Below are 18,633 nucleotides of genomic sequence, written 5' to 3' on the forward strand. Positions count from 1 at the left end.
GATGATCCGTTGTCTTTTTTGCGGCTGTGCCCTGTGACTTTTCTGTAAGGTTTATGATTAAGAATGGCGGGGAATAGCCTGTGTAACAAGGAAAAGTCGCAAAAGAGAGGGTGTAGTAACATATGATTCGAACCATTTTAATGATTATAGGGGCAATTGTCGTGATTAGTATTATCCTTTCCTTGCTTTAAAGCGATAGCGGGAGAGCTGTCCTGGAATAAAGCGTTGCAAATCACGAGACGGCAGCCTGTACAAAAAAAGGGGTGTGGCAAAAGGAAAAAATCCTTTTGCCACACCCCGAAACAATGGCTGCTTATGCTGGCCGGCCAGTTTTGCAGCTGGCTCTTTTTTATTTTTAGGCCGTTGGTGCCTTGCTGTTGGAATCCATAGCTATTCAGCTAATTATTCTCTTCCTCAGGCGGCGGATCGTTAGGAGGAGGGTTATTGCCTGAACCGTTATTTCCGTTCCCGCCTCCATTTCCGTTTCCGTTGTTGCCATCAGGTTCAGCCGGTTCTTCCGGCGTATCCGTGCCATTTCCGTTGCTGTGATCCGGCTGGTTATTTCCATTCCCATTATTAGTAGAACCGCCAGATGAATTGTCTCCGTTAGCTGAATCTGAGTCTTCCGCTCCGTTGTCCGGCTGTTCGTCAGGTTGTTCCGGCGCGCTGCCGGCTATTGTGTTTGAGGCCGCTGATTCGCGTCCGGCCGCATCTACGGCCGTGACATAGTACGAATAAGAGCCTCCTTGAACAGAGAAGCTTGTGTTTGTATTTTCCCGCACGCTTGTTAAAAGCTGATAGTTGTCCTGGCCGTTACTTGCCCGGTAAATCCGGTAGCCGACAATGTCATTGTCCGGGTGTTTATTCCAGCTTAAGGTTTGGCCATTTAAGGCCACTCCCCCGACTGGACCAGGAGTCCGTCCATTATTGGGCGCTTCCCGCTCAGGAATAATATTGCGCATCGACTCCGGCAAATAATTGGACAGGTCGCCGATATCCAGGAAGTCCTTTGAGATCGCTACTCCTTGTTCCGTGAATTCGGCAGGGGTAGACGACAACGCAAGGTAGTTTTGGCCGTCAATTGTAACATAGCGCGCACTTTCCAGACTGTCATCCGCTTCCGATGGCAGAAACTTGACGTTAAAGAGATCCGTTGTAACAAGGCCAGCCTGCTGGCAAATCGTCGATGGCAAGAGACCTGTCAAACTGCAGATCGAACGTCTAACAATCCCATCCGGCATCGCAAATCTTTCGCTTGGCGCGAGCAGCTCCGGGTTGATAGAGTACGCGGCATTGGCCAGATTAGCCCAAATCTGCTGGGTACGCGGCCCGTAACGTAAACCACCAACCGTGCGCTGAATCTCTTTCGGCGTATCATAGCCAATCCAGACGCCGAGCGTCACATTCGGGTTAAATCCGACAAACCAGGAATCATAGACATTACTCGTTGTTCCTGTTTTTCCAGCCCAATCGGCCGAAAAGGATAGCCGGCCAGGAAGAGAGCTTGCCGTTCCTCCCGGGCGAAGGACATCCCTCAGCATATCGAGTGTCAAATAGGCCGTTTGCGGGGTGAAGACATCCCGTTTAACAGGCTCGTGCTCATAGACCAATTCCCCGTCCGCTGTTTCAATTCGCTCAATGAGATAGGATTCCACATAGGTACCCCCATTGGCGAAAGTCGCATAAGCGTTTGTATTTTGTTCGACGGTAACGTTGTTTTCTGTAGCGCCGAGCGGAGCTGATTCATACGGCTCGCCATTGCTGAGACGAAAACCGAGATTCAGCAATGTGTCCCGCGCTTGCTCATGCGGTACTCTCTTAAAAGAGCGAACCGCCGGAACATTGCGTGAGCGGGCAAGCGATTCCCGCACGGAAAGCAAGCCTTGATGCTGGTTGTCAAAGTTGGTGATTTCCTGTCCGCCGGAATAGTACGCTTCTGTGTCCGGTACGACAATCCCCGGCTGAATCGCGCCGATTTCCATTGCGGGGGCGTAAGCGAGCAGCGGTTTCATCGTCGAACCGTTTTGCCGGTACGCCTGCGTAGCGTGATTGTATTGCAGGTCGCTGCCTTCATCTCTTCCGCCGACGAAGCTTTTAATGGCTCCCGTATGATTTTCAATCAGGATGGCCCCGACTTCCTCCTGTTCGCCATCCTTCATTGGTCCAAAGAGAGCATCGTTTTGCACGGCTTCCTGCATCGCAATGTACATGTTTTTATCCACTGTTGTATGGATGCGGTAGCCGCCGCTTCTAAGCTTGGTTGAAGCCTGCTCGCGGAACCGGTTATAGGTTTCAAGCCGTTCTTCTTCATTCAGTTCATCAAGAGAAATTTCTTCCTCCTCCAAGCGCTGCATGACTAAAATATCCGTCGCCCTCCGCATAACTTCGTAGGTGAGATAAGGATATTGATCAATTGGAGCCGGTGTGCTGTCTGTTAAATTGTCCCGAATATCATACTGCAACGCTTCCTGATATTCCGCGTCTGAAATGAAGCCCGATTCATGCATTCTCGATAGTACGGTTTTCATCCGGTTAAGCCCGGGGTCGAGATTTTCCTTGATCGAACCGTCTCCGGTAAAAGGTGTATAGCCGAACGGGCTTTGCGGCAGGCCGGCAATATAGGCGGCCTGAGCGACGGAAAGGTCTTTTGCGTCAACGCCGAATATTCCCTGAGCGGCTGCCTGTACACCGGCGATATGACGGCCTGAGGAATTGCGCCCGAAAGGTACGATGTTTAAATAAGCTTCAAGGATTTCGTCTTTTTCAAGGAATTGTTCAAGCCTTAGAGCAAGCAGGATCTCCGTTGCTTTCCGGTCAAACGAAACTTCACTTGTCAAAATCTGATTTTTGATCAGCTGCTGGGTCAATGTACTACCGCCTGTTTGCACAGCAGAATTAGCGAACTCCTGGAAGGTCGCCCGCATGATTGCCTTCGGGACAATGCCCTCGTGCTCATAAAAATACTCATCCTCCGTAGCGATGATCGCATTTTTCAAATGGTCGGACACGTCTTTGAGCGCCACTTTGTGCCGTTCAATTTCGGAAGGGAGCTCGCCGAGATAAACATTATCAGCAAAAAAGACCTGGCTCGTTTCCTCATAGTCATAAATCCTTGCTTTCATGTCATCGGCGCTGCGGAGTGTTTCGTCCTGGACAAGTGAGGCGAAATATCCGGCCGCTGTCCCGCCGATGAAGAAAAGGGACATAAAGCCTGCGACTAAACATATGAGAAAAAGATTCCAGAAGACCTGATAGGTGATCCCGATTTTGCGAAAGACCTTCAGTTCATGGAGCCTTCTTGTAAACGCTTTGAATTTCTCTATAAGTGCAGAATCTTGTTTCATAGCAAACCTCCTATATATCAGAAACATTATAGCATAATGCCGTCGATGGAGGATATGAAAACCGCAAATAATGTAGAATGTTATATTGACAGGGGTGAATCATTGTGGTAAAAAAGAAACATCGTAAATAGAGCATATATAGGTAAAGCCGTGAAGGATCGAAGTAATCGTTGTTTCCCTGTTTTAGAGAGCTGATGGGTGGTGCGAATCAGTACACAGGCAACGATGAAATACAATCTGGAGCTTTCTTTGTGATAAGCAAAGAACGGAACATTCCGTTATTGAAATGAAGTGGAAGAAGGCTGACTTCTTCAACAAGGGTGGTAACGCGACAACCTCGTCCCTTTTTAGGGAGGAGGTTTTTTTCTGCTCTAGTGCAAAAGTGAAACGAAACAGGAGGAAGACAAATGGAAAAAGAGGTAACGTTAACAGCTGAACAGCAGGCCGAGGTGGAACGTCAGCTTGCTTATTTACAACGTGGCGTTGTGGAAATTATTCCGGAAGCGGACTTTCGTCAAAAAATTGAAAAGTCCGTCGTTACCGGAAAACCGTTGAAAATCAAGCTCGGGATGGATCCGTCCGCTCCCGATGTTCATCTCGGTCATACGGTCGTTTTGCACAAGCTGAGACAATTTCAGGAATTAGGGCATGAGATTCAAATGCTGATCGGTGATTTCACCGGGAGAATCGGTGATCCGACCGGGAAATCTGAAACACGAAAGCAGCTGACGGATGAAGAAGTAAAGAAAAACGCCGAAACCTATGTCGAGCAATATGGAAAAATTCTTGATATGGACAAAGCAAAGCTTTACTATAACTCAGCCTGGTTAAAAGAGTTGACGTTTGAGGATGTCATTAAGCTGGCCGGCAATATGACGGTGGCCCGGATGCTTGAACGTGATGATTTTGAAAAACGCTATAAATCGGGGCAACCGATCTCGATTCACGAGTTCTTCTACCCGCTTATGCAAGGATATGATTCCGTGGCAATGGAATCTGACATTGAAGTGGGGGGAACCGATCAGAAGTTCAATTTATTGATGGGCAGACATTTGCAGGAAGCCTATGGAAAAGACAAGCAGGTCGCATTGACGCTGCCGTTGATTGAAGGACTTGATGGGGAACGGAAAATGTCGAAGTCACTCGGCAATTATATCGGCATCGATGAAGCGCCTAATGAAATGTTCGGGAAGGCGATGTCGATTCCCGATGAGCTGATGGTGAAATACTATAAGCTGGCCACGAATCTTTCCATGGAAGAAATTGAAGAGCTTGAGCGCGGGTTGGAGGACGGCAGCGTGCACCCACGCGATGCGAAAATGCGTCTTGGCGCTACCTTCGTGGAGATGTATCACGGGAAAGCAGAGGCGGATGAAGCGGTCGACTATTTCAAAACGGTCTTTCAAAAGCGTGCTTTGCCGAGCGATATCCCGGAAGCGCAATGGACTGGAGACAACCCGGTCTGGATCGTCGACTTGCTTGTTGAGCTGAAGCTGCTAAGCTCAAAAGGGGAAGCAAGACGGATGATTCAAAACGGCGGAGTGAAGATTAACGAAGAAAAAGTAACCGATGTTCAACTGCAACTGCAAGTCGAGGACGGGCAGGTCATTCAAGTCGGAAAGCGCAAGTTCGTAAAAATAAGCATGTAAAAAAAGGAAGGCAATGGCTTTAGGAGAACAGACCTGAAGCCATTGCTTTTTCTTGCAAAAGCAGAATGAATATGCAAAAATAGAGTGATCGTTCTATATAAAGGTGGGTTGGTTGGAATGAGTCGGAAAAAAGAAGATTTATTGGAGCAGGCGGAACGGCTTTTTTACGAGCACGGTTTTCATGCGATTGGGTTGAAGAAAGTCGTTACAGAGTCCGGTGTCGCGCTAATGACGCTTTACAATCATTTTCAATCGAAAGAGGATTTAATTATGGAAGTGTTAAAAAGAAGAGAAGCCCGGTATTTTTCCAGCTTGAAGGCGTGCCTAAACGAGGCCAAAGGGGAGCCTTCTGTGGCGCTGATGGAAGCGCATCTTTTCTGGACACGGAGGCACGGATCGAATGGCTGTATGTTTTTAAGAGCGAAGGAAGAGTTTGCGAATGGCAATCAGGCGATTGTCGATTATGTCGATGCACATAAAGAGGCGCTAATCGATTTTTTCCAAGCGGCAGGCTACACAAACCGGAACGCGATCCGCCTCGCCCTGCTCTTTGAAGGAACGACTGCTTTGGCGGAAACGAGGCCGCTTGATGAAGTTGCTGAGGAATGTCTCTTTTTCGCTAAACAAATCAGACTGGAGAGCGATAAAAAAGCTAAGTCGGAATAGGAGAAGGCTTAGTTTTTTTCTTTAAAAATAGAGTGATCGTTCTATCTAAAAAGGAGATGAGAAAATGGGGAAAATCGTATGGCCCGGTGTCGCGATGATTGCTGTCACCTATGCCTTGGCAAGGTTCAGCTTTGGCTTGTTTTTGCCGGATATTTCGACTTCCCTCAAGCTAAAGGAAAGCAGCGCCGGGATCGCTGCATCGGCTGCTTATGTTTCTTACTCGGCAGCGTTGCTGACGGCGCCGTTTTTGATTCGTCGGTTCGGCTGTTTTCGCTTAATACAGGCCGCCGGGATCACAGCGCTCGTCGGGATGAGCGGAATTGCGCTGGCACAAAGCTTCTCCCCGCTTGTGATTAGCATTTTTGCTGCGGGGATCGGCAGTGGCTGGGCTTCCCCGGCGCTAAGTCAGGTCGCGACGATCTCACTAAAGGAAGCAGATAAGGATCGCGGGAATATGTGGATAAACAGCGGCTCAGGTTTCGGCCTGCTCGTTTCCGCTCCTGTCGCGCTTTTGTTTACCGAACATTGGCGGCTCGCTTATTTTTTATTTGTGCTCATCGCCTTGGCGGTGCTTCTCTGGAACTCGCTTTCTCTTCCGGCACGGCAAGAGAAAGCCGTAACAGCCGGGAGCAAGGCATCCTGGTATATTATCGTCAAAGCAAAGGAGCTACTGTTGGCTTCACTCCTGATTGGCGGCAGCTCTGCGATTTTTTGGACGTTTTCCCGCAGCTATTTAACGGTCGTCCATCAGATGAGTACGACGGAGAGCGTTACTTTTTGGATGGTGATGGGGATTTCGGGGATCATCGGCGGACTGACGGGCAGCGCCATCGGGAAGATCGGTCTGGCCTTGACCTATCGGCTCGTTTTTCTGTTGCTGCTGCTGGCGATTGCGCTGATTACGGTTCCAGCTGATGTGGCAGTGTATGTCTCCGCGCTGCTCTTTGGCAGCACCTATATCGCCCTGACCGGAGTGCTCGTGATCTGGGCGACACGATTGTTTCCAGCAGAGCCTTCAATCGGCGTCAGCCTTTCTTTTCTGGCGCTCGGTCTCGGCCAATCACTCGGCTCATTGGCCGGAGGAGCATTGATTGACAGCACGGCATACCCTTTTGCATTTCTAATGTTTGCAAGCCTTGGGACGGCGGGGCTGTTTATTGCTGTTCGACAATAAAAAATAGGATTTTTTCGTTGAATTAGTTTATTTATCGCTATTTCTAAAAAAGCGTTCTAAACAAAAAAGCCTGTCGACTTTGTCGACAGGCTGGGGTAAGACCCTTATAATCGCTTAACGAGAATAGAATTCGACGATAAGCGCTTCTGTAATTTCAGAAGGAAGCTCAGCGCGTTCTGGAAGACGAGTGTATGTGCCTTCAAGCTTTTCAGCATCGAAAGATACATAACCAGGAACGAAGTCGTTGCCTTCCAACGCCTCTTTAATGATGTCAAGGTTGCGGGACTTCTCACGCACACCGATTGTTTGACCTGGCTTTACGCGGTATGATGGAATATCAACGCGGTTGCCGTCAACAACGATATGACCGTGGTTAACAAGCTGGCGAGCTGCACGACGAGTGCGGGCAAGACCCATGCGGTAAACAAGGTTGTCAAGACGTGACTCAAGTAGAATCATGAAGTTTTCACCATGGATACCAGCCATTTTACCAGCTGTATCGAACGTGCGACGGAATTGACGCTCGTTGACACCATACATGTGACGAAGCTTTTGCTTTTCTTGTAATTGCACTCCGTATTCGGAAAGCTTCTTACGTTGGTTTGGACCGTGCTGCCCTGGAGCATACGGACGTTTTGCTAATTCTTTACCTGTTCCACTTAGTGAAATGCCTAAGCGGCGGGATAATTTCCAAGATGGACCTGTATAACGAGCCATAAATAGACTCCTCCTTGTTATTTTGTTTGTTGCAAAATAACAACCGCATTGTAATCTCATAGCTACGTTCATTTTGTCTTCATGCATGTTCGCTTCGACAGCTAGAAGTTACAGATGCACCTCGATTCATGCAGCCGCATCGAGGAACAAAATGAAAAACATAGTATGTTTACACTGGCTGTCTTTTTACACAAATTCCATTATATTAATTTACACGTTTAATGTCAAGAAGAGAGCGGAATATTGAGAAGGGAGATAAAAAAATTCATAATTTTTTGTATCGGAACGTTCTAGTTACATAGTAAAATGGAATAAGTTGTTTTATAATAGATGTAGAAAGACCCAAAAGAATGATGATTTAATGAATGAAATGGTTCATATATTTATGAGGGGGAGGGGCATATTTTCCTACTTCACTAATTTTGGCTAAGGAAATCATTAAAAATCAGTGCAAATGTGAGTCATTTAACATGCATGTTATGTGGTGGTGTAAGAGAATGGATAAAATTCTGAATGGAAACAGCGACAATAGTCAATATAGACCATTTTTGGAAGAGCTTGTCTCAAACAGTAACAAGAGTACAGCTTTATTTGAACCTGCTGTTTTTTTTATTGCATCAAATGAGAGAATTCTCTCCGCATACAAGATGGGTTATGTGCCGCCTTCCATGGACGAGGCGCTCACCTATTTTGAAAGCAACTTTTCAGCACAAAAGCTAAAATGCAAGTGTAAAGACTCTGTTTTGCTAGCAGTTCCTTTCTCTGCGCACGAACATATTGATACTCCGTTATATTTAGGTGTCGTTCTTTCTGCTTCGGCAAAGGAAGAGCCGATTATCAGCTATTTAGAAGGGGTTGTGACCGGGTCAGGACTGACGACGAAGCGACTGAAGAAGAAAAAGATGTTTCCGATTAATGAATTACTGGAATTGGCCGGCTATCAAATGGAGTTTACTTCGCTGGCCAATGCGTTAAACACCTGCTATAAAAAAAACGACAGCGGCTCCGGCAAGTTAGTGATTGTCGAGCGAAGTGAAGAACGATTCGTTCCTTTGTTTTATCCGTCTCATTGGGATCTTGATCATTTTGACGCGGTGTTTAAACAGCAGCACTATGAAAGCAAAATCGGTGCGGAGCCGTTTGTGCTGTTAAAAGACAGTCAGTTGTTTGAAAACAATTATCACTACCACGTCATCTGTGCCATAGAAGTGGAAAACAAGCCTGTTTCCCTGCTCCTGTTTACGTTTGAAACCGAGCATGAGGCTCAAAAAGCAAAAGATGACTACGAGCAGTCGATCAAAGAAATTTTACCGATTCTTGAAAAAGCATATATACAGGAAAAAGATGTCCAGGAAGCACAAAGGCGGGATATTTTACTGCAAGTAACGAAGAAATTCCACTCTACAATGGACATTGGTGAAGTGCTGGGGGAGATTGTCGAGGCGATTGAAAGAGCCTATCCTCACTACCACGTCCATCTCCTTCTTTCACAGGAATGGCAAGTGAACGAAAATGTCTCCATTAAGCCGTTGAAATATGGAACGGAAAGCGGTAACAGTACAGCGGAGCATGCGTATTTAACCGGCCAAATCCAAGTGGATAAAGAACTGGAGGACAATTCAAAGATTCTTTACGCCCCTTTGCGCGGCAAGCAAGGTGTTTACGGCGTGATGGAAATTATGACTTCTGAAGATGTCCATGTGCCGCAGTATGAAATTGACTTCATTCAAATGCTGGCGGATACAGGAGGGAACGCTTTAGAAAATGCTGAGCTTTATCAGCAATCGAGAAATCTGATTCATGATTTACAGCTTATTAACGAGACGTCACACCAGTTAAATTCAAATCTGCGCCTGGCGGATACGATCAACTTTATGACGCAGCAGATCATCGAGTCATTTAAAGCCGAAGAAGTGGGTTTCATCATGTTCCATGCCAATGGGGAAGCCGTCGTTCTTGACGGAAGTACACCCTTTTTCAAAAATGAAGATTCCCTTGATGCCCTCGAGCCGTTAATAAGAAAGGTGAAGCGCGATAAAGACCCGATTTACATTGGGGATACGGAGCGTCATGAAGATGTTCAGCTCGATTTTTACAAGTCAGTATTAATGGTGCCGATGATTCAGAACAATGAACTAAAAGGGATGGTTGTCACGGTTCATCAAAGCTCCTATCACTTTACCTTTGAAAATTTTAAACTACTGCAATCTTTGGTTCATCATTCCACCTTGGCTTTTTCCAATTCCATGCTGCACGAAGAACTCGAACGGCTCGTGATCACCGATCACTTAACGAAGCTGTTTTCGCGTAACCATTTGGACGAGCGGATTCAAGAGTCGATGTACAAGCAGAATCAGGGGACATTTTTGCTGCTTGATATTGATAACTTTAAGCAAATCAATGATACGTACGGGCATCAGGTAGGCGATGATATCATCATTCAGGTCGCCAATATTATGAAACGGAACATTCGCGAGGAAGATATTGCGGCAAGATGGGGCGGGGAAGAGCTGGCCATCTATTTCCCGAATATCGAGGTGAAGATTGGGCAGCAGATTGCAGAGCGGATCGTCAAAGCCGTGGCGATTGAAACGAGTCCCCGCGTCACAGTGTCGATTGGGATTTCACATTGGAGCTCAAGAGAAAGCGAAGTATCGTTGAAGCTGCTGTTCAATCAGGCCGATACCGCTCTTTATGAAGCGAAGGAAACAGGGAAAAATCGTGTCGTTGTGAAATAACGAGCGCGTAAATGAATATCCGCTTTACAAAGGCGGGGCTGGATACTGCTCTGGGCTTGTCCTGAAAGGTTAGTCAAGTGAACCTTTCAGGACAAGCTTTTTGTCTGTTTTTGACTGAAAAAAATGTAGAAAGTTCTTCGGCCAATGTCGATGGATTATGGAAGGAATTGATCAGCGTCGGGGCGAAGCAGAAGGGGAAGAAGACTATGACAAAGGGGACAACAAAACATGAAGGGATCAACGAAAGAGAAAATGGTAGATGCAGCGATCAGACTCTTTTATACCCAGGGATATGATGGTACCTCTGTCAGAGATATTGCTTCCTCAGCCAATGTGAACATCGCTTTGGTTTCCTACTATTTTGGCGGAAAAAAAGCGCTCTATGAAAAGATTTTGATTCAATTTCTCGAAGGATATTTGCAAACGATGCATAAAGCGATCAGGCAGCAAACGAACTCCGTCCAGGAGAGTCTGCTTTCGGTGATCAGGGAGCTGCTTGTTTATCAGGCGACAAATCATTATACCGCGCGAATGGTACATCGCGAAATGACGCTCGACTCCGTTCTTGTCAGGGAAATTATGACAACTTATTTGCGGAAGGAAAAGCATGATTACGAGCAAATGATCAAGCTTGGGATGAAAAAAGGAGAGTTTCAGCGCCAGTCGGTCGACTATGTGATCATTCAGATCCGGACGATGGTGAATATGCCTTATTTGACTCCCCATTATTTTCAGGAGCTGTACCAGCTGTCACCGAAAGAGCCTTATTTCGTCGACCGGTATATGGAGCATATTGCAAGATGGGTGAAGGCCGCCCTTTGTCAGCCCAAGGCCGAAACAGGAATCGCGTAAGCTTCCTGTTTCGGGACGAAAAAAGCTACGGCTTTGCCAGCGGAGCTGCGGCAAGCTGGTCGTAGCCACTGAGCAGCCCATTGGCCGAATGAGCGTCCGAGCCGTAGACAAGCGGGATCTTCAGCCGAACGGCTTCTTCAATGATGCTTGCGTAAGGGTAAGGCTCACGGCAAAGCGGCTTCAGGCAGCCTGCGCCATTGTAATCCAGCTGATATCCTTTTTGCTGGATGGCTGTCAGAATACGGGTGATCTCTTTTGCGAACAACTGCGAATCGGGAGCCGGAAAGCGTTTTTGGAATTTACGGGCGAGCGTCATATGCCCGATTCTTTTTGGCTTGTAGCGGCCCAGATCCGCCTTGATGGAAGCGAAAACGGTTTGATAATAATGCTCGTGCACTTTGGCGGTAGAGCCGAGCAAATCAACCGCTGACTGAAAGACATCCGGACTGTAATCAAGACAAAGATAGCGGTCGCGAAGATGGAGAAAGTGAACGGAAAGAATGCTGTCATCCAGCAATGGGCCAACCTCGTTCAGAAAGTCGGCCGTCTCCTTTTCAAATCCTTCAATATAATCAACCTCAAGGCCCAGCAGAATGTTGAGCCTTCCTTTATATTCTCTCTTTACCAATTGAATGTGTTCGATATACCGTGGTAAATCAGCCGGGTTCATGCCGCTGTCCTGCTGAGGGGTGGGATCATCGAAGGAAGCGGGGAGCGGGGCATGCTCCGTAAAGCTGATTCCCTCTATGCCAAGGGCAATGGCTTTCTCGCAATAATCGACAAAATCATCCTTTGTGCCATGCGGACAAAGGGGGCTGTGAACATGTCCATCGTGTACCATCGTAGAATCTCCTTCTAAAATTAAATAAGAACCACGAAAAAAACGTACAAAGTGTTACTTTCATGGTATCATAATACATAATTAAAGTCGTGAAAAATAAAAAATTTGTCAATATATAAAGGATATTTGTGTTTTGTAGAGAAAAACAAAAGGGCGATGAGAAATTCGCTGTATTTTTTAGAAGCTCAAATTGAGGCCTTCAATACAAAACATTCCAAGGATCTATAGAAGGGAGTCCTCACATGCGTTATGTAGTTTATACAGCTATTGCTATTATCCTTGTTTTAATTGTAATAAGCGCCATTTTGCGCAGGAAAACGTATAAAGAAGTAGACCAGTTAGAAGAATGGAAAAATGACATTTTAAATCGGACGATACCGGAAGAAATCGGTAAGGTGAAACAATTACATATGTCAGGCCAGACGGAAGAAAAGTTCGAAGAATGGCGGAGCGAATGGGATGATATTGTCGGCACTATTTTACCAAACATTGAAGAGCAATTGTTTGATATAGAGGAGCTGGCAGCCAAAAACCGCTTTAAAAAAGCAAAGCTGCAAACGGAAACTACCCGCCAGAGGCTGCAAGGGATTGAAGATCAATTGAAGCAGATGCTTGAGGAAATCGATCAGCTCGTTCAAAGCGAGGAGCAGAACCGGACGGAGATCGATGATGTGAGAAGGCGTTACAAGGAGTTGCAGGCCGCTTTGTTAAAGCGCCGGGGTTCACTCGGGAAGGGTGTGGCCGGATTTGATGAACGAATGGAGCAGATTCAAACCTTGCTCGAATCATTCGAAACAGCGACAGCAGAAGGGAGTTATCTGAAGGCGCGCGATCATCTGCTAAAAGCGGGTGAATTGCTTCAGGAAACAGAGTCCCTGCTTGAGCGTTATCCAAAGCTGTTGGTTCAGGCTGAGACGACCATTCCAAATGAGCTTAAAGAAATCGAGGAAGGCATGAAAGGGATGGAAGAGGCCGGCTACAAGCTGGAACCATTTTCGCTGGAAAAACAGCTATCAGGCATCAAAAGCGAGCTCGACAAGCTGAAGGAAGAGCTGCTGGCGTTGAAATGTGATGAGGCCGAGGAGCGGTTGCACGAGGTGTCAGCCCAAATAGAAGGGATTTATGAGCTGCTGGAGTTTGAAGTTGATTCAAAGCAATTTGTGACAGAGCAGTTGCCCGAGCTTGAGCAGCTTTGCGAGCAGGCCAAAAATCAGATCAATGATTTATTTGAGGAGACCGTTCAGGTTCAGCAGAGCTATCATATTTCGAAAGAGAAGCTCGCCGCAAGGAAAAAGATGGAGGAAGCGGTACTTGATCTCACCAGACAGCTGGATGTCTTACAGGAAATTACGGCCAATGAGAGTCAGACATTCACGTCCATCCGTGAGATGGTAGAGGAATGGAAGCTTGAGATTACGAAGCTGACTCAGTCCATCGCCGAGGATAAACAGGCGTTGTTTGCTTTACGCGAGGACGAATGGCGGGCAAAGGAAACACTCCACTCGCTTCAGGAAACATTGCTGGACACGAAGCGGACGATCAAAAAAAGCAATATTCCAGGACTGCCGGAAGCCGCGCTGCTTACGCTCCAAGAAGCTGAGCAGAAAATGGATGAAGCGTCCGAGCAGCTGCATCAGGTTCCGTTGGAGCTGGGGCGGGTTACCGTTCTCGTCGAGGAAGCAGTAAAGACGGTTAAGGAAAGCGAAGAACTGATCAACGAGACAATTGAGCTGGCAACATTTGCCGAGTATGTCATTCAGTTCGGCAACCGCTTCCGCAGCCGCTCACATGATGTGCATCAAGGGCTGACGAATGCGGAGCACTATTTCCGTCAGTATGAATATGAACAAGCGGTTGAAACAGCTGTTGCTGTGATCAAGCCTTATGACCCTGATGTGCTGGAACGGGTCGAGGAATATTTGAACATGTATCAGAAAAGTGGATTAAAGCAGGAGATTTGACGAAGCTGCTGAAAAAGTATGATTTTTACTTTTTCAGCAGCTTTTTCGTAATGAGCGTAGCCATTGCTCTTCATCGAGTTACAGGCCTCGTCGCTCATGCTTTTTTACGAAGGCGACAAGCTTGTTATTTGCCGATTTTGTGCTAACATAGATGGGTGTATATAGGGAGGCAGGCAGATGATTTATCTAGATAACAGCGCGACAACACAACCATATAAAGATGTGGCAGAAGCATATATGAAGGTGGCAACACGTTATTTCGGCAATCCTTCATCGCTGCATTCATTGGGAATGCAAGCCGAAAATTTGCTGATAGAAGCGCGAAACCGGATTGCTGATTTGCTTGAGGTCGAGGCACAGGAAATTATCTTTACTTCCGGGGGAACAGAGGGCAACAGTTTAGCGATCAAAGGGACAGCTTATGCCCGAAGCACGCACGGGAAGCATGTGATCACGAGTCAGGTGGAGCATCCTTCTGTGCTGGAAAGCTTCCGGCAGCTTGAGCGTGAAGGATTTGAAGTGACGTATTTGCCTGTAACAGGGGAAGGACGAGTTGAGCCTGATGATGTCAGCCGGGCGCTGCGGCCGGATACGATTCTCGTTTCCCTGATCCATGTCAATAATGAAGTCGGTACGATTCAGCCGATTGAAGAAATTGGAAAGCGGCTCGCGGGCCATCCAAAAGTCTATTATCATGTCGACCATGTTCAAGGGATTACGAAAGTGCCGTTGAACGTAAAAGCGTCGAATGTCGATCTATGCACGTGTTCAGCCCATAAATTCCATGGTATGAAGGGGACGGGCTTTTTATATGTCCGCAAGGGACTGCAGCTGAGCCCACTTTTTCAGGGAGGTCAGCAGGAAGGCCGGATTCGCGCCGGAACGGAAAACGTGGCCGGTGTTGTGGCGATGGCCAAAGCGTTACGGATGTCGGTTGAGCAGCAGGAGCAGAAGCTGGCGAAATTGGTTCAGCAAAACAGACAAGTGCGCGATGTTCTGCATCAAATAGAAGGGGTGTATGTCAACTCTCCTGAGATTGACAGCGCCGCACCGCATATCATTAACTTTTCCGTACCGGGAATAAAGCCGGAGGTCCTCGTTCAATCATTAAGTGAGAAGGAGATCTACGTCTCGACAAAATCAGCCTGTTCCTCGAAGCTGACCGCACCGAGTCAAATATTGACCGCGATGGGCTTTGGCGAGGACAGAGCAAGCGCGGGAATCCGGGTAAGCCTGTCTTTTGAAACGACAGAGGCAGAGATCGCCGCGCTGAATAAGGAATTGCAAACCGTTATCCCTGAATTGTTGGAGGTTGTAAAACGTGAAGTATAATCATATTTTAGTACGTGTCGGAGAGCTTGCGTTGAAGGGGAAGAACCGTTCCCTTTTTGAAAAGCATCTCCAGGAAAATATAAAAATGAGCTTGAAGATGTTTCCCGCTTTGCGCTATAAGCGGACATTCGGCCGGATCATCATTGAATTAAACGGAGAAGATCATGAAGCGATCATCGAGAAGCTGCAAAATATTTTCGGGATTCATTCGTTCAGCCTGGCGCTAATGGTCGAGAACGATCTTGCCGCGATTCAAAAAGGAGCGCTGGAGGTGTTGAACAGTCATCCAACGCCGGTGAAAACATTTAAAATTACAACGAAGCGCGCTTACAAGCAGTTTCCATATGATACGCAGCAGCTCAATCACAAAGTTGGCGGCTATGTGCTGGCCCATTCCTCCGATCAATTGAAAGTGGATGTTCATCAGCCGGATTTAGACATTCGCCTCGAAGTACGGGAAACAGCGACATATCTGACCTCAGCGACGTATCAAGGAGCCGGGGGACTGCCAGTTGGAACCGGAGGGAAAGTGTTGCTGCTTCTGTCAGGCGGAATCGACAGCCCGGTCGCCGGTTATTTGACGATGAAGCGCGGGACAAGAATTGAAGCGATTCATTTTCACAGTCCGCCGTATACGAATGAAAGGGCGAAGCAAAAGGTGCTCGACCTCGCGAAAACGTTAACAAAGTTTGGCAGCAGCGTCGTCGTTCACCTCGTCCCTTTTACCGAAATGCAAAAGCATATTCATCAGGAAGTGCCAAGTAATTTTCAAATGACGATTATGCGCAGGATGATGCTGAGAATCAGCGAAAAAATTGCTGAACGACGAAAGATTCTCGCCTTGGCGACAGGGGAAAGTCTTGGGCAGGTCGCCAGTCAAACGCTGCACAGCATGAACACCATTAATGAAGTGACGAATTTACCGATTATTCGTCCACTGATTACAATGGATAAATTGGAAGTGATTGAAATCGCCAGACGCATCGACACCTATGATATTTCCATTCTTCCATATGAAGATTGCTGTACGATCTTTTTGCCGCCTGATTCAAAAACGAGACCGAGACGCGATCAGGCCCATAAATTCGAGCAGTTTGTCGAGACTGAGAAGTATGTCAACGATGCTGTCGAAAGAACGGAGCAAATTACGATTACAAGTTATACGAAAGCCCAGGAAGAAATCGAAGAACTGTTTTAAAAAATCAAAAAGAATTTCCGGTGATTCGTAATGAGCGTAGCGATTACTCTTCTTCGAGTTACAAAAAAGGGTATAGCGAATCCGCACGCCGCGTTTTTTCTTAAATGTATTTGCATTAATTACCATTAAGCTATTTGCATGTTTTCTGCCCTTTCGACTCATTCTATGTGTACAGAAGGAGGTGAGACACATGGCAAGCAACAACAGCGGTAACAGCAATCAATTACTTGTACCAGGTGTACAACAAGCTTTAGATCAAATGAAATATGAAATTGCACAAGAATTTGGTGTGCAACTAGGAGCTGACTCTACTTCTCGTGCCAACGGTTCTGTAGGAGGAGAGATCACAAAGCGTCTTGTTCAAATGGCTGAACAACAAATGGGTGGTTTCCAACAACAATAATATAGTATTGGCTTCCAGAGGGTGTCCTAACCGGGCGCCCTCTTTGCGTTGCATCTTCTCATTCTATCTGGCACGATAGTAGGTGAATATGAAGGGGAAAGGAGAATGCGGATGGGAACCTTATGGCACAACGGAACCTTTTTTACGATGAGCCAAGAAGGGGAAGTGGCAGAAGCCGTTTATGTCGAAAATGGATTAATTCAAGCTGTCGGAGAAACGGAGAAGCTTGAGCGACAATATAAAGATCGAATGACGTCAAGGCGGGATGTTGGCGGTGCGTTTGTCTATCCGGGCTTTGTCGATAGCCATCTTCATCTGATCGGACATGGGGAAAAGCTGCTTCGGCTTGATTTGTCAGAAGTGGCCTCGGCAGCAGAAATGAAACAGCTTTTGCGGAAAAAGGTGCTGGAGAACAAAGAGGACGAGTGGCTTTTTGCTGAAGGCTGGAATGAAAACAATTTCAGCGACCGGAAAATTTTTCACCGCTCAGAGCTCGATGAAATCGCTCCCGATCAGCCGATGTATTTGAGCAGGATTTGCCGCCATGCCGCGCTGGTCAACAGTGAAGCATTAAAGCGGGCGGGCATTTCAAGCGCGACTCCCGATCCACCCGGGGGAGTGATTGTCCGGGATCATCAAGGGGAACCGACAGGCTATTTATTAGATACGGCGACGGAATTGATCAAGCAGGTGATCCCACCGGTATCAGAGGAATACATACGCAGGGCGTTGATGACAGCTGTAGATGATGTAGTAAAGCTTGGACTCGTCGGCGGACATACGGAGGATCTATTTTATTATGGCGGCTTCTTGCGGACATTTAAACAGTTTCAGGAAGTAATCGACGGCAAACGGCGGAAATTCCGCGCCCATCTGCTTATTCATCATGAGGCGCTCGCCGAGATGGAGGCAGCAGGCGTCAAAGAGCGGGAAATCAGCCCGTTTTTGGAGCTGGGCGCGGTTAAAATCTTCGTCGATGGCGCTCTTGGCGGCAGGACCGCGCTGCTTCGCGATCCGTATACGGATGATCCGTCAACGTCCGGTGTGGCGATTCATACGGAAGAAGAGCTGCTGAGGCTTGTCAAGCTGGCCCGAGCGAAAAGACGTCCGGTCGCGCTTCATACAATTGGCGATCAAGCATTGGCCCTTTCGCTGGTAGCAATTCAATCGTATCCGTTGGCAGACGGCGAAGGCAGAGACCGCTTGATTCATGTTCAAGTTGTTAATGACGAGTTAGTCGAGCAAATGACGAAGCTCCCTGTTGTGCTTGATATTCAGCCCCGCTTCGTCGTTTCAGACTTTCCATGGGTCATGGAGCGTCTTGGTTATGACAGGCTGCCGCACTCATTCGCCTGGAAGAGTCTGTTGGCCCGGGGCTTGCATTGCGCCGGCGGTTCGGACGCGCCGATTGAGCCGGTTGATCCTTTGCTCGGCATTCATGCCGCAGTGACGCGCAGAAAAGCCGGCGAGACGCATGAAGGCTACCTGCCGGAGCAGAAGCTTTCTGTATTTGAAGCAGTGACGCTTTTTACCCGGGGCAGCGCCTATGCGAGTAACAAAGAGAAGGAAAGGGGACAAATCGCGCCTCGGTTTACAGCTGATTTTACGGTGCTTGACACGAATTTGTTTACGTGCGAGCCGGATCAGATTGTGAAGGCTAACGTAATGATGACGGTTGTCGATAACACGGTCGTGTATACCCGGGGCGGGGATAACGATGCTAAATCGTAACTGTAAGCCGCCAGATTGTATGGTATC

General features: G+C 47.3%; 13 protein-coding genes and 1 other annotated feature. Of the genes, 10 read left to right on the forward strand and 3 right to left on the reverse strand.

Annotation, left to right across the window (positions count from 1 at the left end):
- Nucleotides 1–398 precede the first annotated feature (398 nt).
- Nucleotides 399–3,344 carry a transglycosylase domain-containing protein gene (locus tag ABMB67_RS10090; protein ID WP_354571985.1) on the reverse strand — a complete coding sequence of 982 codons (2,946 nt, stop codon included), beginning with the start codon at nt 3,342–3,344 and terminating at the stop codon, nt 399–401.
- 141 nt (nt 3,345–3,485) lie between these two features.
- Nucleotides 3,486–3,692, forward strand: a binding site (T-box leader).
- A gap of 59 nt (nt 3,693–3,751) precedes the next feature.
- Here ABMB67_RS10090 and tyrS point away from each other — a divergent pair.
- The 3 genes from tyrS to ABMB67_RS10105 all read left to right on the forward strand — a co-directional run bounded on the left by tyrS (nt 3,752) and on the right by ABMB67_RS10105 (nt 6,833).
- Nucleotides 3,752–4,993, forward strand: a complete 1,242-nt coding sequence (tyrS, locus tag ABMB67_RS10095; protein WP_354571986.1) for a tyrosine--tRNA ligase — start codon at nt 3,752–3,754, stop codon at nt 4,991–4,993.
- Nucleotides 4,994–5,110: 117 nt separating this feature from the next.
- Nucleotides 5,111–5,659 carry a TetR/AcrR family transcriptional regulator gene (locus ABMB67_RS10100; protein WP_354571987.1) on the forward strand — a complete coding sequence of 183 codons (549 nt, stop codon included), beginning with the start codon at nt 5,111–5,113 and terminating at the stop codon, nt 5,657–5,659.
- A 64-nt stretch (nt 5,660–5,723) separates the two neighbouring features.
- Nucleotides 5,724–6,833 (forward strand): MFS transporter, encoded by a 1,110-nt coding sequence (locus ABMB67_RS10105; protein WP_354571988.1) that lies wholly within the window; start codon nt 5,724–5,726, stop codon nt 6,831–6,833.
- Nucleotides 6,834–6,947: 114 nt separating this feature from the next.
- Here ABMB67_RS10105 and rpsD read toward each other — a convergent pair whose 3' ends face one another.
- A complete protein-coding gene (rpsD, locus tag ABMB67_RS10110; RefSeq protein WP_251223775.1) occupies nt 6,948–7,550 on the reverse strand; it encodes a 30S ribosomal protein S4 in 603 nt (200 codons plus the stop codon).
- Nucleotides 7,551–8,047: 497 nt separating this feature from the next.
- Between rpsD and ABMB67_RS10115 the strand changes: the two genes are divergently transcribed.
- Both ABMB67_RS10115 and refZ read left to right on the forward strand, forming a co-directional pair.
- The gene (locus tag ABMB67_RS10115) at nt 8,048–10,288 is read left to right on the forward strand and encodes a sensor domain-containing diguanylate cyclase (RefSeq protein ID WP_354571989.1); all 2,241 of its coding nucleotides are present in this window, start codon (nt 8,048–8,050) and stop codon (nt 10,286–10,288) included.
- Nucleotides 10,289–10,516: 228 nt separating this feature from the next.
- Nucleotides 10,517–11,140, forward strand: a complete 624-nt coding sequence (gene refZ / locus ABMB67_RS10120) for a forespore capture DNA-binding protein RefZ (protein ID WP_354571990.1) — start codon at nt 10,517–10,519, stop codon at nt 11,138–11,140.
- Nucleotides 11,141–11,165: 25 nt separating this feature from the next.
- Here refZ and hisJ read toward each other — a convergent pair whose 3' ends face one another.
- A complete protein-coding gene (gene hisJ / locus ABMB67_RS10125; RefSeq protein ID WP_251223778.1) occupies nt 11,166–11,981 on the reverse strand; it encodes a histidinol-phosphatase HisJ in 816 nt (271 codons plus the stop codon).
- Between the two features lie 242 nt (nt 11,982–12,223).
- Here hisJ and ezrA point away from each other — a divergent pair, with 242 nt between their 5' ends.
- From ezrA to ABMB67_RS10150, 5 genes are all read left to right on the forward strand, one after another.
- On the forward strand, nt 12,224–13,942 hold the full coding sequence (gene ezrA / locus ABMB67_RS10130) for a septation ring formation regulator EzrA (protein ID WP_354571991.1): 1,719 nt from the start codon (nt 12,224–12,226) through the stop codon (nt 13,940–13,942).
- Between the two features lie 177 nt (nt 13,943–14,119).
- On the forward strand, nt 14,120–15,274 hold the full coding sequence (locus ABMB67_RS10135) for a cysteine desulfurase family protein (protein WP_354571992.1): 1,155 nt from the start codon (nt 14,120–14,122) through the stop codon (nt 15,272–15,274).
- Nucleotides 15,264–16,472 (forward strand): tRNA uracil 4-sulfurtransferase ThiI, encoded by a 1,209-nt coding sequence (gene thiI, locus ABMB67_RS10140; RefSeq protein ID WP_354571993.1) that lies wholly within the window; start codon nt 15,264–15,266, stop codon nt 16,470–16,472. The genes ABMB67_RS10135 and thiI overlap by 11 nt, the downstream gene beginning before the upstream one ends.
- A gap of 190 nt (nt 16,473–16,662) precedes the next feature.
- Nucleotides 16,663–16,875: an alpha/beta-type small acid-soluble spore protein gene (locus ABMB67_RS10145; protein ID WP_251192352.1), complete on the forward strand. Its 213-nt coding sequence runs from the start codon at nt 16,663–16,665 to the stop codon at nt 16,873–16,875.
- A gap of 111 nt (nt 16,876–16,986) precedes the next feature.
- The gene (locus tag ABMB67_RS10150; RefSeq protein ID WP_354571994.1) at nt 16,987–18,606 is read left to right on the forward strand and encodes an amidohydrolase; all 1,620 of its coding nucleotides are present in this window, start codon (nt 16,987–16,989) and stop codon (nt 18,604–18,606) included.
- Nucleotides 18,607–18,633: the final 27 nt, after the last annotated feature.

The organism is Halalkalibacter oceani (genome assembly GCF_040544555.1).
Lineage (GTDB): Bacteria > Bacillota > Bacilli > Bacillales > Bacillaceae_D > Halalkalibacter > Halalkalibacter oceani.